This window comes from Nonomuraea sp. B5E05 (assembly GCF_039880665.1).
Classification (GTDB): Bacteria; Actinomycetota; Actinomycetes; order Streptosporangiales; family Streptosporangiaceae; genus Nonomuraea.
Window position 1 is genome coordinate 35,331 of record NZ_JBDPMJ010000032.1, and the last position, 18,038, is coordinate 53,368.

Genomic DNA, 18,038 nt, shown 5'->3' on the forward strand with positions numbered 1-18,038 from the left:
GGGCCGTCAGGGCTCGACGTATGACGGCTCGGTGGGCTCGACCACCGTGTAATCGCGTTCCCATCCCTCGTTCTCGAGCTTGACGCTCTGGATGGCCACCGCGTTTGCGTTCGCGTCCAGCTCGGGCAGTGCGATCCACTCGGACACCCAGCATCGGTACACCTTGTACGCGATGACCAGTTGGCCCGCCTCGTTGTACATCTCGATGATGACGTCCTTGCGGAAGTCGGCCAGGGAGGTCTCCGCGCCCAGCCCTGAGCCGTAGTTCCACACCTTGTTCGCCCACTGCTCGAAGTCGGGATCATGAGTGACGCCGCGTTCCAGCAGGATGGCGTCGTATTCGGTCCGTCCCGGCGACTTCCGGCTGCTGCTCGGGTCACCTCCGTGCCGATGGGACACCACCTCGGTGGTCCGCTTCAAGGTGCCGATCTTGCTGATGCCCGCGACGTACCGCCCGTCCCATTTCGCCCGAAATTTGAAGTTCTTGTACGGGTCGAAGCGCTTGGCGTTCATGGTGAACTCGGCCATGCCTGCCCCTCCTAAGCCCCTGCGGCCGCGGTCCGCTGCTGAATGCTGATGACCACGAACTCGGCCGGCTTCACCGCCGCGAAGCCGACCATGATGTTCAGCACTCCCCGGTCGATGTCGTACTGCGTCGTGGTCTCGCTGTCGCATTTGACGAAGTACGCCTCCCGCGGCATCCGACCCTGGAAGGCGCCCTGCCGGAACAGGTCCTGCAAGAATCCGCCGATCGAGGCGCGAATCTGCGCCCAGAGCGGCTCGTCGTTCGGCTCGAACACCGCCCATTGGGTGGCCCGGACCAACGTCTCTTCCAGGAACAGGGCCAGCCGCCGCACCGGCACGTACCGGTACTCATCGGCGAGCACGTCCGCTCCGCGCAGCGTCCGCGCTCCCCATATCACCGTGCCGACGCCACGAAAGGTGCGCAGGCAGTTGATCGCCATCGGGTTGAGCGCGCCGTTCTCGCCGTCCGTCAGCGTGATCGCGGGGCCGGTGACGCCGGCCAGTCCCGCCTCCACCCCGGCGGACGCCTTCCACACCCCGCGCGCCGCGTCCGTGCGGGCCATCACGCCGGCGACCGCGCCGCACGGGGCGAATTCGCGGATCGCGCCGTCGCGCAGCGGATCGGGCCGCCGCAGGCGTGGGAAGTACACCGCTCCGTTGCGACCCTGGGCGGTCAGGCCTCGGCCCTGCACCCAGGCGCGGATGGTGGTGGCGTTCGCGTCAGGCGGCGGGTCCACGAGCAGGAACGCCCGCTGGCGTGTGCAGAAGTCCAGCGCGGCGGCCCACACGCTGTCGTCGAGCTTCAGGTCAGGCACCGATGGCGGCAGGCACAGCAGTGTGAACAGGTCGGCGTCGCGCAGGGCGTAGATGCCCTTCTTGGTGTCTTCCAGCGTGCCGCCGGTGTATTGCCCGGCGGTGAGATGATCGCCGTCGGTGCCGGTGACCGCCGGGTCGGTGCCGGCACCACCGTAGTTGCCCTCGTCGGGACGGCCGGTACCCGGCAGAGCCGTCGCGCGCGCCACCTTGACCAGCCGGGAGCCGGCCAGCGCCAGGTCCACCCGGCGCGGTCCGTCGACCAGGGTGACATTGGGGTACGCCTCCACCATCACCGGATCCTCCGGCGGGCCTTCCCTCACGATGAGGTGGAACAGGTCATCGGCCTCCACACCCTGCTGGTCGGCGACCGTTTCAGCCTCGGCACCGGTACCGGCGTGCTCCACCTGCACGTTCAGCGCGTTGCCCCACGCTCCCGCCCCGAGCGCCTCCAGGCTCAGTGCGCCGTTCAGGTCGAGCAGCGCGGTGGCGGCGTTGCGGGCCAGCCGGACGATCACCGCCTGGTTGCCGCCGTTGAGGTAGAAGTCCCGGACGGCGTAGCCGAGGCCGCTGTCCCTCCACAGGCCGCCGAACGTGCGCTCGAACTCGGCGTACGAGGAGATCGGGACCGGCACGTCGACCGGCCCGCGAAGAGCCCGCCCGACGAAGGCGGTGACCGCGGTGGCGACGCCCGTGATGGTGCGACTGCCGCCGGGTATCTCTTGGATGTAGACCCCGGGATGGCTGAGCGTTACCGCCATGACCTCTCCTCAACTCCAAGGCGTGCTGGGCAGCCGTACGCCGATGACAGCACTCTTCCCCGCACCCGTCACCGCGCCGTCACCCGGCCGTCTGAGCCGGATGTGGGCTTTTCCAGTGACGCACCGGACACGCGTCGGTGATGAACGGCGGCCAGGCTGACAGTCGATCGCACCAGAGCGCTGGACCGGAAAGCGCCAGTCCGCCTGATCCGGAGGAGACACATGACTGAGAAGATCAAATGGAGCCTCCAAGTCCGGGTGACGGACGGGCCGCAGCTAGTGGCCTCCGGCACCGAGGATGTCGAGGCGTACGACAAGATCTCGGCCGAGATACCGGCCTCCGGCAGCCAGCAGGTGGACCTGATTCCGGCTGACACCGAGCGCATCGGCATGGTGGTGATCCTGCCTGCCACGCCCAGCGACACCCTGTCGTACAAGGTCGGCAATACCACCGTCACCCTCGACAGCCCGCACGCGTTCCTCGGCACCGGAGCCGCGCGGCTGCTCGGCACGAAGCTGTCCAGCCTGACCTTCACCAACAGCGCCGCCGAACCCGCCCTGGTGGAGATTCTGGTGGGCCGCGACGTGACACCGTGACGTTTACGTTCGTGTGACTTCTCGGTGACGGACCGCTCTCTAAGCTTGCGGGGGCAAGCCCGCACCACAGAGGAGTTCCCGCATGTCCGCCGACTTCGTCGACGCCCTCGTCGCCGGCCAGCCCATGGGGGCCGACTTCGTGATTCGGCTGCTGGGTGACGTCCGTGTCAGCCATGGCGCCAGCTGGTACGAAGTCCCGGAGGGCAGCAAGCGACTGCTGGCCTTCGTCGCCCTGCACCGCGGCCGCATGGGCCGCGGTCACGCCGCCGCCACCCTGTGGCCGGACGCCGCCGACAGCCGGGCGGCCGGCAACCTCCGCTCCGCGCTTTGGAGACTCAACCAGGCCATCGTCGAACTGATCGAAGTGGACCGGCACCATCTGGCCTTCCGGCCAGGCGTCCTGGTCGACATCGATCTCGTCACCTCCTGGGCCGGCCGGATGGTCACCGGTAGACCGATGCCCGACGACCTGCTCGTGCTGCCCACCCATGGCCTCCTGTTCGACCTGCTTCCCGGCTGGTACGACGACTGGGTGCTGACAGAACGGGAACGCGTCCGGCTACGGGTGCTGCACGGCATGGAGGCGATGACCCGGCATCTCGTGAAGGCGGGCCGCTGCGCGGAAGCGGTCGAGGTGGCGCTGGCCGCCGCCGGCGCGGAGCCCCTGCGCGAAAGCGCCCAGCAGTCGCTGCTCGAGGCGCACCTGGCCGAGGGAAACTGGGTCGAGGGCCACCGCAGCCTGGACACCTACCGTCGGCTGCTGGCCCGGGAGCTCGGTGTGGAGCCGCATCCGCGGCTTGCCGAGCTGCTCGGCTCCTATCCCAGAGCCCGTACCTCGCCCATCACCGACCGGGATCGAGCCTCCTCCATCAACATCCTGAGCTGAGCCGACGGCCGAACGCCGAGCTGCTCGGCGAGCATCCGAACCACCTGCTCCGCATGGCGCAACGCGTCACCGGCCCTGTCGTCCGCGAGCATGGCGGTGAGCACCAGCCGGTGACCGCTCTCCCTGAGCACGTCCGCGGCGACGGCCCGCAGGGCCCACTCCAGCCCGGCCGTCACCTCACCGGCGCTGATCGCGGTGTATGCCGCGTCCTCCAGCGCCCGCAGGTTGCGATGGCGCAGCAGTTCCCGGTGCCTGGGCACCTAGTCGTCGTACCAGCCCGGAAGCAGATCAGGGCAGCCGATCGCCGCGTATCGGTGGAGAAATTCCGGATCGACCGAACCGGTGCCCTTGAGGGACCAGATGTCCACCGAAACCCCTGCGGCCAGCGCGACGGTGCCCACGGAGTCGGCGAGCAGCCCGGGCGCCACCTTTCGCAACCGCCACAGCGCCGTCCGCAAATCGGCCGAGACTCTCTCCTCCGGTTTGGTGCCCCAGATCGACCGTGCGGCGCGCGTCCTGAGCGATGGGCCGCACACCGCGAGGAAGGCCACCATTCTCTGCGCGGCCGCCGGCAGGACGACCGGCTCGCCACCCCGGTCGAGGGCGAAACCGCCGAACAGACGCAGGCGCCACACAGGACGCTCTTCAGACAGGCCATCCCGTGGCGACCCCATCGTGATCTGCACAGCAGTGCCCCGCTCAGCTCGAGCAACACGTCAAGTCATCACTGTTGGTATCACGGCCGCGGGCCCGGCCCGTCCTCGCGGCGAAAGCTTGAACCGAGGGAAACCAGCCCGACGGCCGACCACCGATGAATTCGGCGACGCCACACGGTCTACATCCGCACACGGCAAGCCACGCACCTGATCAGGGAGGAACCATGAACGCAAACGCGCTACCACCCGTCGTCGACGCCGACACCTGGCAGCATCAGCTTGACGCACTGCGTGGCCGCGAGAGGGCCGCGACCCGCGAACTCGACGCCATCGCCGCCCAGCGCCGCCGCCTGCCCATGGTGCGGATGCCGGACTACACCCTCGAGGGTGAGAACGGACCGGTCCGGCTGGCGGACGTCTTCGACGGCAGCAGGCAACTGATCATCTACAACCACATGTGGTTTCCAGGCAAGGAGTGGCAGTGCCCCGGTTGCACGGGGTTCACCTCGCAGTTCACCCGGCTGGAGTTCCTGGACAACTACGATGCCCGGTTCGTCGTCGTCACCCAGGGCCCGATCGACGAGGCGCTCGCCTACAAGCGGCGGGTCGGGAACAAGATGGCCTGGTACTCCACCGCGAACAGCCCGTTCGGCACTGACGTCGGCGCACCGCCCGGCGAAGGCTTCGCCGTCAACGTGTTCCTGCGCGACGGCGACGACGTGTATCGCACCTGGCACACCAACGGCCGGGGCACCGAGCAGCTCAGTCACACATTCGCGCTGATCGACCTGCTGCCGTACGGCGGCAGGAGGAATGGCAGGACTCGCCCGACGGCTGGCCGCGGTCGCCCACCTACACCCGCTGGGCCACCGCCAAGGACATCGCCGCCCTCTATGGTCCTGACCCCGCCCAGTAGTCCTTCCCGGCCCGCTCCGGTCCGGCGGACCGGAGCGTTCACGGCGCCGCCGCCCTCTGCCCGGCGTGCCGAACCTTCGGTTCCGGCCACGCCGTCGGCTCGCGGCCGAAACTCCCCGGTCCGGTTCGCCCACCGAGATCGCTGAGAACGCCGCTCGCGACGTCCGTACGCCCGAAAACCGCTTGCCTCGCCTGGCCGCGTTCAGAGAATGTGACAGCACCCCCGCTTCTTCCGAGCGGCGGCGTCCATCCATACTCTGTTCAGCGAAGAGAGCGTTTTGTCTCAGCAACGCTCCCGGCAGGAGTCCACCCCGGCCACGGTCACCGTGTTCGCCTCCCCCACAAGCTGGATCGAGTCCGATGCCGTCGCGCAGTGCCACCAAGTGGCGACCCTTGACGGCATGATGCACGTCGCCGCCATGCCGGACCTGCATCCCGGCAAGGGCGCCCCCATCGGCGTCGCCATGGCGTCGGCCATCCTGTACCTGTTCCTGGTGGGCTCCGACATCGGTTGCGGCATCGCCGTCTTCCCCGTCAAGCTCAAGCGCGCCGTACCCGAGAGGCTTGCCGCCCGATTCCCCGATCTCGATCGCGCGCTGGATCCCGAGCAGGATGCGGACGATCCCGCCTGGGCCGTGCTGAAGGGCGATATTCCCGCAGGTCACGTCGAAGGGCTCGGGACGGTCGGCCGGGGCAACCACTTCGTCGAGCTGTCGCGCGTCGGGACCGTCTTCGAGCCGGACCACGCGAGCCGTCCCGGGCTCGCCGCAGGCGACCTGGTTCTCATCGTCCACAGCGGTTCGCGAGGTGTACCGCGTCAAAACTCATCGCACAGAGCTGACCTGGTGGTTCGTCACGTTTGCCATGCGGCTCACCCCGGTCATGAACGCGTGGTGCGCACCAACGGGTCCGCCGTGCTCGGTCCGTGCTCGTCCGCCCCGCAACGTACCGACAGCTTCCGTCACGGCCTGACACCGAAATCAACCCAGCACGGGACAGACGGACACTAGTCGGCACCCCCAAACATATAACGATCTTGCTTCTAATCCGACGGTCGCAGGTTCGAATCCTGCAGGGCGCGCTTTGATCATGTTCTGACCTGCGGCGATGCGGGATCGGATGTATTCTAGAATTTTCGTCTAGCGTTTGCGTGCTCCGTGCGTGCTCGCTTGCACCAACCCCGCACACACCATGATCCATCCGCTACCTTCGGCTGCTGCGGCAAGAGCAGCGGCCCCGCCTCGCCCCGAGCAGGCGGCGAACGCGGGGCCGGATGCTTAATCCGACTGTTCAGCTCCTCAGCGAGATGAGTTTGCCCGGTTCGGTTTGGTCTTCCTCACCGAAGAGCGGGGCGGCGGTCTTCTCGGCCGCGGCCATGGCCACCTGCGGGTAGACGGAGGTGTAGGTGTCGGCGGTGAAGGCGCTGGAGGTGTGGCCCAGGGTCTTTTGCACGACCTTCATCTCTACCCCGGCCGCCAGCATCAGCGAGGCTGCCCCGTGGCGGAGGTCGTGAAGGCGGATGGGCGGCAGTCCGGCGAGGTAGGCGAGCCAGAGAAACTGGTCGGAGATGTGCTGGGGATGGAGCCGGGTGCCGTCGGGCTGGGTGAAGACGAACCCGGTGTCCGTCCACGCCTCACCCATGGCCAGCCGTTCCTGCAGTTGCTGCTGCCGATGGGCACGCAGCAGTTGTGCGGTGTCGCTGTCCAAGGCGATGGTCCGCACCGAGGCGTCGGTCTTCGGGGTGCCCTCATGAACTGCCCAGGCCAGCTGCACGAGCTGCCAGTTCACGGTCAAGACGTGGCCGTCGAGATTGACCTCCTTCCAGCGCAGCCCACATGCCTCGCCGCGCCGCAGCCCGCGTAGCGCGATCAGCTGGTAGAGGGCGAACAGGCGGTGAGCTTTGGCTTCCCTGAGAAACCGTCGGGTGTGCGCGGGCGTCCAGACCATGACCGGGGAGGGGCGGGGCACGCTGGTGTAGGCGTCGATGGGATCGACTCGCCGCCCGCCCCGGCGCTGTTTCTCTGTCTCCCGGTAGGTGCGAAAATCCTCCTGCCAGGCGCGGACTCGGTCCTCGGTCCACACCATCGGCTTGGGCCGGGTGTAGGCGGCCATCTCCAGCACGGCGGCGGGGTTGAAGTCGATCAGCCGGTCTTGGCGCATGGCCATGTTGAGCGCGTGCCGCAGGGTGGCGCGGATGCGGTGCATGGTGGCGATGCTGATCGGCCGCCGGTACTTCACCGTGGCCCGCACCTGTGGGTCGGGATCGGCGCGGCGTTCGGCGATGGTGTCGTTGAACTCCTCGATCTGCTCGAACATCAAAGCGATGTCGCTGACCTTGATGGGAGCGTGTCGGTCTCGGCCAGCGTCCGCTTGATCAGGTCGGCGATCTGGATGCGAGTGGCAGGCTCGCGCGGGTCGGCCAGTGCGAGCAGGTCACGCACCTGCCCGAGTTCGGCCTTGGCGGCGTCCTGGGTGGCGAAGCCGCCGCGGCGCAGCGGCCCGCGCCGCTTGCCGTCGGTGCCTGGCGGGAGTTCGATCTGGTAGTTCCAGATGCCGTGCCGGTAGCTCCATCCGCCGTCAGCGCGGCGCAGCTTGGGGCATTTCTGCCCGAGTGCCTTGCCGTCGCTGTCGCGGCAGGAGCAGCGTTTGAACGTGCTGCCTTCAGCCATCGGTTGTCCTGTCCTCCTCGATGAGGGTGTGATCGCCGAGCAGCGCGAGCAGGGCGGCGGTGGGCACCAGGTATCTCTTGCCGATGCGGATGATCCGGCAGGGGAACTGGCCGTCCCTGGCGAGTTGGTAGGCCGTGGTGCGTCCCAATCCGAGCGCCCGTCCTGCGGTGACCACGTCGACCACAGCCGGCAGTTGCTGGATCTCGGCCAACGTCAGCGCGCGCCTCATCGCCGACCTCCAGGCCGGGAAGGACGCGCGACTGCCGCCAGCCCGCCCGGCACGGCCACAGCGGTGCAGGAAATCGGGCAAGCATGATGCGCGCCACCGCCGACCGTCCCGAGCGCCGTGCCAGGCACGACGTATCGACACCCACCTCGGCACCAGCACTCAAGCCCCACTTGACCGCCGCTACGGGAGCCACGCATCGCTCGACGCTGTGAAGCACCGTGACGCTGCTGGGCAGCCCTTCGGGGGCGCCGACGTGGATTGGGAGGTTGTGCGTTCGGGGAGGGTTGCGCACGGCGGACGAGCAAGAGCGAGCCTGCTCTGGTGCCGGCCACCTGTCGACCCTGATGGGCGTGGTGGATGGCGGACGTCGAAGGGTGCTGTGGTTGGGTCCTGTCATGGTGATGTGGCCCGATCATCCGAGCCACCTGGTCCCTGTCGCCTTCTAAATACCTGCCTCCAGGCGCGAATTCGGACATGAAGGCAGGCAAAGACCAGGCAAGATCGCGCTCCGCAACCCGGGTGTACTGCTTCCGGGGCAGGCTGCTGCCCATGCGCTCCGCTACAGCGCGAGACTACGCGTCTGACTCGCTGACACCTGGAGGCGAGTCACAACCTCCGATCCACCCCTGGTCCACGTCGTGTTGAGCGTCCGACTTGCAGCGCCGTTGACCTGGAACAAGAGGGCTCGCATTAGGAGAGCTCGAGCCGTACGAGGGCCGCTATGTCTACTGATGGGTGATATGTGGCTGCGGCTGAATGTGTCTCGGTTTCTCGACATTGATCTCCCGCCACCCATCACTCGACTTCTGTCTTACCTGGTGAAAGCGACATTCGCCGCGAGCGTCTTGCAAGGTGTTCCCGCTCATCGGGTGCGGGTGCTTGATGGTGGTCAGCGTCGGTGTCCCTCGCGCTGGCCGGTGGTGGTTCGGTGTGGCGCCTGGCCATGCGGAGGTCGTGTCGGGAGTTCTCCTGGGGCGGATTCTGCCGATCTGGTTGTAGGGCTCGGTGCCCGTAGGCGCGCCTGCCTGTCTCGACATGGCTGGTGCTAACGGAGCAAGGCTTTCCCGTTACAGAAAAGGATCTTTGCTATATCCGGTGGACATGTGATGATCACTTGGTTTTGCCACATCTGTTCGAAAGGATCGAGTGAACACATCACGAGCAGCGTCTGGCTTATCGAGCCGGACGCGCCGCCGCGCTGCTCTGATCGCGGTCCTGACACTGCCGCTCTCGCTGATGAGCGCACCCGCGATCGCTCAGGGCCCCACGCCACCCCCCACCCCCACCCCAGCCTCCGCGACATCACCGCCCAGCGCCCCTGCCACGCCCACCAGCAAGGCGCTGGCGCAGGCCAAGAAGGACAACCGGCGCGTCGAGATCGAGTCGATGCGCTCGGAAAGCTCCACCTTCTACGCCAACCCGGACGGCAAAACGGTCCGGATGGAAATGCACACGCAGCCGATCCGCGTCAAGAGCGCAGACGGCAAAGGCTTCACACCGATCGACACCACCCTCATCGAGGCGGACGGCGCCATCAAGCCCAAGGCGGCACACGGCGAACTTGTCCTGTCCGCCGGCCAGGACAAGACCCTCCTCAAGAGCCGGGCGGCCGATGCCGTCGCGAAGATCACCTCGCCGTCCACACTGCTCGAGCCCCGGCTGAAGGGCGACACCGCAACCTACCCGGGTGCCTACGGCGAAGGCCGCGACCTGGTGGTGACCGCGACCGCGACCGGCTTTCAGCAGCAGGTCACCATCGCCGAGCGGCCCACAGGACCGGTCTCCTTCCGGATGCCGGTAGATCTGCCCGAAGGGCTGTCCTTCGCGAAGAACGCCGCCGGCCGGCCCATCATCGTGGGGAAGGACGGCAAGACGCTCACTGAGGTGCGGCCCACCCTGCTGCAGGACGCCACAGCCGCTGACGCGACAGCCCCGATCGATGCGGGCAAGGTGGGCAAGGCCGCCGTCACGCTCGCCGGGGATGGTGAGGTCCTGGTGTTCACGCCCGACCCCGCTTTCCTCGCCGACCCCATGGTCACCTACCCGGTGACCATGGCCGCCGCCGTGAACGACTGGTGGGAGACCGACACCAGCGAGTATCACCTCGGCGGCCAGGACACCTTCGTCAACGACTACGAGTACCAGGACAGCTGGGACAACTTCCGCCTCGACCGAGTCCTGGTCGGTAAGTCCAACGGCGGAGACGTGCGCTGGCGGACCTACCTCCGGTTCCCCGACGTGCCGGATGAGTTCGCGGGTGCCAAGGTGGAGAACGCCGACCTGATCCTGTGGAACTATTACTCCAACGCGTGCGGGGAGTACGTGGGCTCTGGCATCACGGCGCGTCAGATCACCTCCGACTGGGAGGAGGCGACGCTGACCTGGAACACCCAGCCGTCCGTCACCAGCGTGGGCGCGGACACGGAGTACGGCGCCTACAGCGACTACGACTGCACCGGTTCGATGGCTTACGCCTGGGATCTGATCCACTCGGTCGACGACATCGTGCAGGCATGGGCCAACGGCGCTCCCAACTATGGCATCCAGCTCGCCGCCGGTAGCGAATCGGACATCACCAACTGGCGGCGCTACCGGACGGACGAGGCCGGCGGCTGCACCACGGCCCCGCGGGAAGAGTGCAAGGGCACGTTGCACCCGCCCATCCTCACGGTGGACTTCGAGATGGAAGGCCCCCTGGAGGAAGTCGTCATGCTGACCGGCACGCAGTTGACGAATCTTCCCGAGTACGAGGACGCCATCGCCATGTCGATGTATCAGCCGCTCGGCGGCGATGAGGACGTCACGATAAGCAAGGAAGTGGCCGCCCGCGTCGCCGGGCAACGTGACGGTCAAGAGTACCAGGTCGGCACGGACCAACTCGACTTCGACGAGAGTGGCATCGGAGGCACCGGCGACGGTGAAGACAACGGCGCTCCGCGAGTGATCGCGGTCGAGCCGGCGGACAGTGCCGTCGACGTCCCTCGGGACACCTTGGTGAAGGCCACCTTCTCGGAGCCGGTCGGTGAGGCTCAGATGGTCGTCAAGGACGCCGCGGGCGCCCCGGCGGCGGGGACACTGACGTACGACAGCACTGAAACGGTACTGACCTTCGACCCGGACCAGCCCTTGAAGGCGGGAACCACCTACACGGTCGAGCTGTCGGGTGCGATGGACTCGTGGGAGAACACCATGGTGCCGTACACCTGGTCCTTCACCACGCTCAAGCAGTCGGCGGCGCAGTGGACGTTCGACGAGGGAGACGGTCGCACGGCTGCCGACTCCTCCGGGAACGAGCACCACGCGAGCCTGAACGACACCGCGGCGTGGATTGCCGGCAAGAGCGGGAACGCGGTCTCGAACGTGCCGTCACAGGCGCGGATCGCCGCTTCCCGGATGGCGGCCGCACAGGGCAAGGCCGTCGAGGTCGCCGACGAGACGACCGCGACCAGCATTACCCACGCCCAGCCTGACGGGAAGAGCTTCAAGATCGAGGTGACCGCCGGTCCGGTACGGGCCAGGCGGGGCAGCGGATGGGCACCTATCGACACCACTCTGATCGAGCAGAGCGGTAAGCTGCGGCCCAAGACGATCGTCGAGGGCGCGCTCGTGGAGCTCTCCGCCGGCGGCACGGACCCGTTCGTGAAGATGGCCGCCGACGGCAGATCGTACGCGTTGCGGTGGCCGACACCACTGCCCAAGCCCACCGTCAAGGGCAGTGTCGCTACCTACACCGACGCCGCCGGCGTGGGAGCCGACCTGGTGGTTACGGCGTTGCCGGCTGGATTCAGGCATGAGGTGGTGCTGCGCCAGCGGCCTGCCGAGCAGGTGAAGCTGCGGATCGGCGTCGAAGACGAGGGTCTGACCCCGTCCCAGGGCAAGGGCGGCCGGCTGCTGCTGAAGAGCAAGGACAAGAAGCTGGTCGCCGCAGGGACACGACCGCTCGTGTCGGACGGCGGCGTCCAGAACCGGCCCGGGTCGGTCAAGCACGGTGCGGTCGGCATGGACCTGGTCACCGAGGGCGGCCACACGGAGCTGGTGGTGAAGCCGGATCAGAAGTTCCTGGCCGATGCCGGCACCACCTATCCGGTGCGGGTGGCCGCTGCGGTGACACTGCCGCTCGCCGCCGACGTGGACGTCAGCACCTACGACACGGACACGCCCGCCTACTTCGACAACGAGTACCTGATGGCCGGCACCATCTCGGACGGCTCGAAGTACCGCACGCACCTGCGGTTCGACACCCTGGGACTGCAGGGCAGCACGGTGACCGCCGCCACGCTGTCCATGAACACCGTCGACGCCCATAACTGCGGCGCCGCACTCGCCCGCGGTATCCAGGTCGCCCGGCTGACCTCAGGCTGGGACGCGGAGAACATGTACTGGGGCAGCCTGCCCTCGGCTGTTCACCGCCTCGGAATACCTCGAGTCGGACGGCTACCCGCCCACGCTGACCATCACCACCAGCGGACCCGCCTCCGAGCCGGCCGTCTCTGCCCCGGCCATCACTCCGGCGCGGGTCGTGGACGGTGCCACGGTCGCGAGCTCGCTCACCCCGCAGCTCTCCGCAATCGTCACCGACACCACGGGCGGCAGCCTGACGGGTGAGTTCGAAGTCGAGCACGACCCGGCCGTGACCGGGCAGGGCACCGGCCGGATCTGGGCCGGCACCTCGCCGGAGGTCCCCGCCGGCGGTCAGGCCACGGTGGGCGTGCCCGCCGGCACGCTCACCGACGGCTGGAAAATTCGCTGGCGGGTCCGCGCGGCCAACGCCGCCGCATCGTCGACCTCGGCGTGGACGGACTGGCAGATGGCCACCGTCGACGTGCCTAACCCGGCCGTGAGCGCTTTCCAGGTCACTCCCTCCCAGGTGATGGACGGCATAACGGTGGCGACGAGCTTGACCCCGGCTCTGCGCGTCACGGTCACCGACCCGGCCGCCCAGCCGCTGCGGGCCGAGTTCGAAGTCGAGCACGACCAGACCGCTCCCGAAGGTCAGGGCAGCGGCCAGATCTGGACCGGGGGCGTGGACAACGTCACCTCCGGCAGCCAGGCCACGGCCACCGTTCCCGGCGGAAGGCTGAGCGATGGCTGGAAGGTGCGCTGGCGTGCCCGCGCGGTCAACACCGTCACCACGGTCGGCTCGCCTTGGTCGGAATGGCAGAATCTGATCGTGGACGTGCCGGACCCGGCCTCTGAGCCGGCCGTCGGCGCGTTGCAGGTCAGCCCGTCCCAACAAGTGGACGGCGCCACCGTCACCTCCACCCGCACTCCGGCCCTGCTGGCCCAGGTGAATGACCCGGCAGGCAAGCCGCTGCGGGCCGAAGCCGAGATCGAGCACGACCCGGCCGCCCCTGAAAGTCAGGGCAGCGGCCAGATCTGGTCCGGAGGAGCCGACAACGTCCCCGCCGACACTCAGGCGAGCCTGGCGGTCCCGGCGGACGTCCTGGCCGACGGGTGGAAGGTGCGCTGGCGGGCTCGTGCGGTCTCGGCCACCGCCGCCTCGGCCTGGTCGGAATGGCAATCCTTCACCGTTAGCCTGCCCAAGCCCACCGCTACGGGCCTGTCCATCACCCCGTCGAAGGTGGTGGAGGGCGTGACGGTGACCACCAAGCTCACCCCCACGCTGCAGGCGACCCTCACCCACCCGGCAGGCCAGGCACTACGCGCCGAAGCCGAGATCGAGCACGACCCGTCCGCTCCCGGAGATCAGGGCAGCGGCCAGATCTGGGCCGGTGCCGTGGACGCCGTCACCTCCGGCACCCAGGCCGACATCGCCGTCCCGGCCGGCAAGCTGGCCGACGGGTGGAAGGTCCGCTGGCGGCTGCGCGCCGTCGCCGGTGACTCTTCATCAGCCTGGTCGGACTGGCAAGCGGTCACCGTGGACGTCACCCTGCCCGGAGAGGAGCCCCTCGCCCGGACCGCCGGACCGGTGATTCGCACCGACCAGAGCTTCACCGCCGCCGCCTGGCTGCGCTGGAGTGACAAAGACGGCGACTACACCGTCCTGGAACAGAAGGGCATTCATCAGGCGCCCTTCCGTCTCGGTAACACCCCTGACCACGGGCTGGTGTTCACCCTCACCGGCGCCGACACCGCGGACGCGACGGCCGAGGGCGTCCTGTCCGGCGTCGAACCACCGGTCGGCGAGTGGTTCCACCTGGCCGGCGGGTACGACGCGGCAACCAAGACCGTCTCGCTGTACCTCAACGGAGTCTTGGTCAAGTCCGAGCCGCTCACGGTGTCGCCGTGGCATGCCGACTCCGCCATGACCGTGGGCACGCGGATGCGGGGCGACCTCGACGAGGTGGACCTCTATCAGCGGTTGCTCACGGACGAGGAGGTCGCCGCCCTCTTCTCCCGCGCGGACGCCGTAAATGAGAGCTCGCCGGCACAACTCGCACCGCCCGGTGCGGCCACGCCGAAGGCCGACGCTGCCGTCTCCAACTTCAGCAGCGACCACATAACGCTGGAGACCTACTACAAAACGCCTCCGGTCTACGGCAAGCCTGAGATGGCCCGCATCCAGGAGCACCCGTATTCATCCTGCTGGTCGTCCTACTACACCATTGGCGCTTACGCCGACGACGACGACACCACGAAGAAGCTCAAGAAGGGCGGCAAACATCCGGTCATCATCGCCGCGGCGAGAATCGCCGATGTGGCGGTCGACTCGCTCACCGATGACATGATCTTCTCCTTCCGCGCCACCTGGGTGATGCACAGTTATCTGGGCAACGCCACCGGCGACGGAGTCGTCGGCGACGACGGCACCACGAAGCCCCAGCACGTCAAGGCCTTCGTGCGCCTCCAGGACTTCGGGATCTTCCAAGACGGAGTGCGGCAGACCAGGTTCGACCGAGGGCTGCAGCAGATGAACATCGGCTTCGACCTGACGGTATCGTCATCGACTTCTTCCCGGTGCGCCGTCGAAGGCGAGAGCGACCACCTGAAGTCGATTTCGAGCTGGGAGTCGACGAGTCACGTCACCGTCATGGTCCGCGGCTATCCCGGTGCGGATAAGAAGAACGCCGTATGCACCATCAAACCGCTCATCACCTCGATCGGAGGTGTCGGCTACATCGGACGTCTGTGGTCGCAGGACGTTCTCGACCGGGAGGGCAAGCGCATCGGCGTCTACCGCAACGGGGATCCGCCCCCGGCGGCTGGCACCGTGTGGGCGCCCAACTTCCGCTGCGACTGGCAGACAATGGGGAAATCCGACAATGTCGATGACGGTGTGCCCGACCACACCGGAGGATGCGTCAACACCCGGGCCAATCGGATCTGGACCATGTCCAAGAAGGCGAACCCGCAGTTCGTCGAGGTCATCAAGCACATCGAGGATGCGATGGATCCAGCCGCGAACATCAAGACCTATCCGCCCCTGCGTCAGGGCGACACCACAGCATCACGGGACCCCGAATATCCGCCGGCCAAGGAAAAGGCTGGCACGCTGCTGTCCAAGGCCATTCCCGGCAACTGGGAGGCGGCCCCGAACACACCAGCGGGCCAGGCGCTGCACCGGGGCAGCGCGGCCGAGGAAGAAGCCAACCGCGCGATCTTCTCCAAGCATCAGTTCTGGTCGGACTACGGCACGGACGACCAGAAGTTCTGGCGCGCGGCAAGGACCACCAACTACTGCAAGTACTATGAATACGAGGAGAAGTTTAAGGAGAATTACACCGGGGTCTACGACTGCGATGAATATCCCTACGCGTCCACCAAGGAAGGCGCGGCCAAGGACAAGTTGCACTATTCGCTACGAGGCATCGACCTCCGTCAGAACCGCAGCCACGGCGGACATCTCCTGAGTTTCTACTCCCAGTATCGCCTCACCCTCGACGAGATCGGCGACAATGCGGATGACAGTCCGTTCTGGATGATGGTCGTGGATTAGCCGAACACAGTCCGCCGCACGCGGTATATTGGCGGGTGGTCGCCGGTCGGCCGGTGACCACCCGCTTCCCTTCCTCGAGGTGCCCGCCGAGCGGCGGAGAATGCGATGGCGACATGACCGGGCCGCTGCCCGCGGAGAATCAATGGAATCTCCTGCAGGAATTCGGGCTGAGCCGCTGGTTCGTCGGAATGTGGGTCGAGGGGGACGACCCCGAGGAATCGGCGCGACGGCTGCGCGTGGACCCCGGCTCGCGCGTGCATTGCGAATTCGCCGAAGCCATGAACGACCACCTGCGCTCCATCGACGACCAGGTCGTCTGGATCGGGCCCCACTCACCCGGTTGGACACATGTCCTCTGGCTCAGTGGCTTCCACACGACTGCGCAGGCGAAAGAACTCAGCGCAGGAGGACGACGGCTCCTCACCGTGTTCTACAACGGAGAGTTGGGCGAGCTCGACCACCTGTACCTATATCAGGACGGCGCTCTCGTCAACGAGATCGATCCGCCCTACCGCGAGGGCGGCGCGCCGGTGAGCGTGCCGGAGTACGCGGTGCACGCGGAGGGTCTCGAGCTGAGGCTCGAGATGCGAAGCACCGAGGAGCTTCACCTTCTCCTCTGCATGGCCGGACGGATCACCGGCCGCTTCCTCGACCGCGAGTGGTTCTCCTCCACCCGGATCCGCGCCCGCCTCCTGTCAGCGGAAGAAGCTCAGGAGTCGTAAAGGCCGGAGTGGGCGGGATGGCCCGGCTCCAAACTCCGTTGGTCGACTCATCTGAGGTGGCAAGGGTGGGTTCGAGTCGTGCCAGGTTGCTGATGTGCGTGGGTGCCCGCGCCGGCCTGGATGTGGTCGACCGCCATCGGCAACTTCTGTTGAAGGCGATCTTGGCCATAGCGAAGATCGCCGCCGACGAGCTCGGGATCACGGTCGGCATCATCGTATCGAGACCAGCGGCCCGGCCGTGCTCGGTGCGTGCTCCTACGCCCCGTCACGCTTCGTCAGGGCCTGGCACTACCCGACACGCGAACCGCGCTGAGATGGCACGAATTACCCTCAAATGACACTCCACGACACTAAAGGATCTTGCTTCTAATCCGACGGTCGCAGGTTCGAATCCTGCAGGGCGCGCTTCTCTGGCCAGGAAAAACCTGGGCCTGACCTGCGGTAACGCCGACCGCTCCACTTTCGGCGTGTGCCACCATGTGCCTGATCGCGTTCCTGCCGGACTGGCTGGAGTCACTGGCGATTCCGCTGCTGCCCGGCCTGATCACGTACGTGTCCGGGCACAAGGCCAAGCACACCGCCCGACCTGACCTGCCGCTCGACCAGCGGTAGCCGCTGATCATAGATAAGCCCTGCCGTCCTTCGGGACGGCAGGGCCTCTTTCGCGTTTCTGGACGCCGGTCATGCTCCTTGTACGCGGCCTGCGGCGTCCGGGTGGCAGTTGAGATGATGAAGGAGTTGCAGGACGGGGGTGTCGGCGGTGCGGGCCTGGATACCGATGACGCTGGCAGGAAGCCCTGGCTGCGGTATGCCGTCCCATGGCAGGTACGCGCCGAACACGATTCCTTGCGCGAGCAGTACACAGTCAGGCACGGCCGTCAGGCCGTGGACGCCCATGTCGATCTCGCTGGCTATGAGAGCCCGCTCCACGTCGGAGAAGGCGGTCTTGTCGTCGAGACCGTCCGGACCGTCGTCCTGTAGACCTCCGCTGAGCGGAAAGAAGACACCCTCGATGGCCACTTCCTTCGGCAGGAGAGTAGTGAGGAGGCGGACGACGTGGCCGACCTGGAACTCCGCTGTCGCGGAAGTGTCAGCGCCGATTCGCAGGGGCGCGGCGGCAAAGCGTGCGCGCAGAGCATCAGCGAGTTCGCAGGGGTCGGAGGTCACGTGGTCTCCCGGTGGTCGGCCATGTCGGCAGGAAGGTCAGACGTCCTCCCTGCCGTATCGGCACATGTCCTATCCGATTCATCTCCTGTCCTCTTGGACTGTCCGCTGCGCGAGATCCGGTTCGGCCGTGAGGCAGTGACGCGCGGCCCGGGACAACGGGTCGCAGTTGTTGATTTGGGGAGCCCCCGCTCACCTCTTCGG

The 18,038-nt window shown here is 67.2% G+C and carries 16 protein-coding genes; 8 read left to right on the plus strand and 8 right to left on the minus strand.

Features of this window, described 5'->3' with window-relative positions; translation table 11 throughout:
- Positions 1-6 precede the first annotated feature (6 nt).
- Both ABGB01_RS39005 and ABGB01_RS39010 read right to left on the minus strand, forming a co-directional pair.
- Positions 7-528 (minus strand): phage tail protein, encoded by a 522-nt coding sequence (locus ABGB01_RS39005; protein ID WP_347778752.1) that lies wholly within the window; start codon positions 526-528, stop codon positions 7-9.
- Positions 529-539: 11 nt separating this feature from the next.
- Positions 540-2,099, minus strand: coding sequence for a phage tail sheath subtilisin-like domain-containing protein (locus tag ABGB01_RS39010; protein ID WP_347778753.1), 1,560 nt, complete (start codon positions 2,097-2,099; stop codon positions 540-542).
- A 222-nt stretch (positions 2,100-2,321) separates the two neighbouring features.
- Here ABGB01_RS39010 and ABGB01_RS39015 point away from each other — a divergent pair, with 222 nt between their 5' ends.
- Both ABGB01_RS39015 and ABGB01_RS39020 read left to right on the plus strand, forming a co-directional pair.
- The gene (locus tag ABGB01_RS39015) at positions 2,322-2,696 is read left to right on the plus strand and encodes a hypothetical protein (protein WP_347778754.1); all 375 of its coding nucleotides are present in this window, start codon (positions 2,322-2,324) and stop codon (positions 2,694-2,696) included.
- Positions 2,697-2,778: 82 nt separating this feature from the next.
- Complete coding sequence (locus ABGB01_RS39020; protein ID WP_347778756.1) at positions 2,779-3,582, plus strand: BTAD domain-containing putative transcriptional regulator; 804 nt, start codon at positions 2,779-2,781, stop codon at positions 3,580-3,582.
- Here ABGB01_RS39020 and ABGB01_RS39025 read toward each other — a convergent pair.
- Both ABGB01_RS39025 and ABGB01_RS39030 read right to left on the minus strand, forming a co-directional pair.
- Positions 3,513-3,842 carry a bacterial transcriptional activator domain-containing protein gene (locus tag ABGB01_RS39025; RefSeq protein WP_347778758.1) on the minus strand — a complete coding sequence of 110 codons (330 nt, stop codon included), beginning with the start codon at positions 3,840-3,842 and terminating at the stop codon, positions 3,513-3,515. The two genes, ABGB01_RS39020 and ABGB01_RS39025, sit on opposite strands and share 70 nt — an antisense overlap.
- Positions 3,843-4,217 (minus strand): hypothetical protein, encoded by a 375-nt coding sequence (locus tag ABGB01_RS39030; protein ID WP_347778760.1) that lies wholly within the window; start codon positions 4,215-4,217, stop codon positions 3,843-3,845.
- 245 nt (positions 4,218-4,462) lie between these two features.
- On the opposite strand from ABGB01_RS39030, the gene ABGB01_RS39035 reads away from it, so the two are divergent.
- Both ABGB01_RS39035 and ABGB01_RS39040 read left to right on the plus strand, forming a co-directional pair.
- Positions 4,463-5,299: a DUF899 family protein gene (locus ABGB01_RS39035; RefSeq protein WP_347778762.1), complete on the plus strand. Its 837-nt coding sequence runs from the start codon at positions 4,463-4,465 to the stop codon at positions 5,297-5,299.
- A gap of 132 nt (positions 5,300-5,431) precedes the next feature.
- On the plus strand, positions 5,432-6,163 hold the full coding sequence (locus tag ABGB01_RS39040; RefSeq protein ID WP_347778763.1) for an RtcB family protein: 732 nt from the start codon (positions 5,432-5,434) through the stop codon (positions 6,161-6,163).
- Positions 6,164-6,443: 280 nt separating this feature from the next.
- Here ABGB01_RS39040 and ABGB01_RS39045 read toward each other — a convergent pair whose 3' ends face one another.
- From ABGB01_RS39045 to ABGB01_RS39055, 3 genes are read right to left on the minus strand one after another with little or no spacing between them, the layout of a single operon-like run.
- Entirely contained in the window at positions 6,444-7,469 is a 1,026-nt protein-coding gene (locus ABGB01_RS39045) for a site-specific integrase (protein ID WP_347778765.1), read from the minus strand.
- Complete coding sequence (locus ABGB01_RS39050; protein WP_347778767.1) at positions 7,469-7,822, minus strand: hypothetical protein; 354 nt, start codon at positions 7,820-7,822, stop codon at positions 7,469-7,471. Before ABGB01_RS39050 ends, ABGB01_RS39045 begins: the two co-directional genes overlap by 1 nt.
- Positions 7,815-8,051 carry a helix-turn-helix domain-containing protein gene (locus ABGB01_RS39055; RefSeq protein WP_132632901.1) on the minus strand — a complete coding sequence of 79 codons (237 nt, stop codon included), beginning with the start codon at positions 8,049-8,051 and terminating at the stop codon, positions 7,815-7,817. Before ABGB01_RS39055 ends, ABGB01_RS39050 begins: the two co-directional genes overlap by 8 nt.
- 1,236 nt (positions 8,052-9,287) lie before the next feature.
- Between ABGB01_RS39055 and ABGB01_RS39060 the strand changes: the two genes are divergently transcribed.
- The 4 genes from ABGB01_RS39060 to ABGB01_RS39075 all read left to right on the plus strand — a co-directional run bounded on the left by ABGB01_RS39060 (position 9,288) and on the right by ABGB01_RS39075 (position 17,282).
- Positions 9,288-12,656, plus strand: coding sequence for a DNRLRE domain-containing protein (locus ABGB01_RS39060; protein WP_347778768.1), 3,369 nt, complete (start codon positions 9,288-9,290; stop codon positions 12,654-12,656).
- A gap of 103 nt (positions 12,657-12,759) precedes the next feature.
- Positions 12,760-15,948, plus strand: coding sequence for a LamG-like jellyroll fold domain-containing protein (locus ABGB01_RS39065; protein ID WP_347778769.1), 3,189 nt, complete (start codon positions 12,760-12,762; stop codon positions 15,946-15,948).
- 113 nt (positions 15,949-16,061) lie between these two features.
- Positions 16,062-16,670 carry a hypothetical protein gene (locus tag ABGB01_RS39070; protein WP_347778770.1) on the plus strand — a complete coding sequence of 203 codons (609 nt, stop codon included), beginning with the start codon at positions 16,062-16,064 and terminating at the stop codon, positions 16,668-16,670.
- 477 nt (positions 16,671-17,147) lie between these two features.
- Entirely contained in the window at positions 17,148-17,282 is a 135-nt protein-coding gene (locus tag ABGB01_RS39075; protein ID WP_347778771.1) for a hypothetical protein, read from the plus strand.
- 69 nt (positions 17,283-17,351) lie between these two features.
- Here ABGB01_RS39075 and ABGB01_RS39080 read toward each other — a convergent pair whose 3' ends face one another.
- On the minus strand, positions 17,352-17,837 hold the full coding sequence (locus ABGB01_RS39080) for a hypothetical protein (RefSeq protein WP_347778772.1): 486 nt from the start codon (positions 17,835-17,837) through the stop codon (positions 17,352-17,354).
- Positions 17,838-18,038 lie beyond the last annotated feature (201 nt).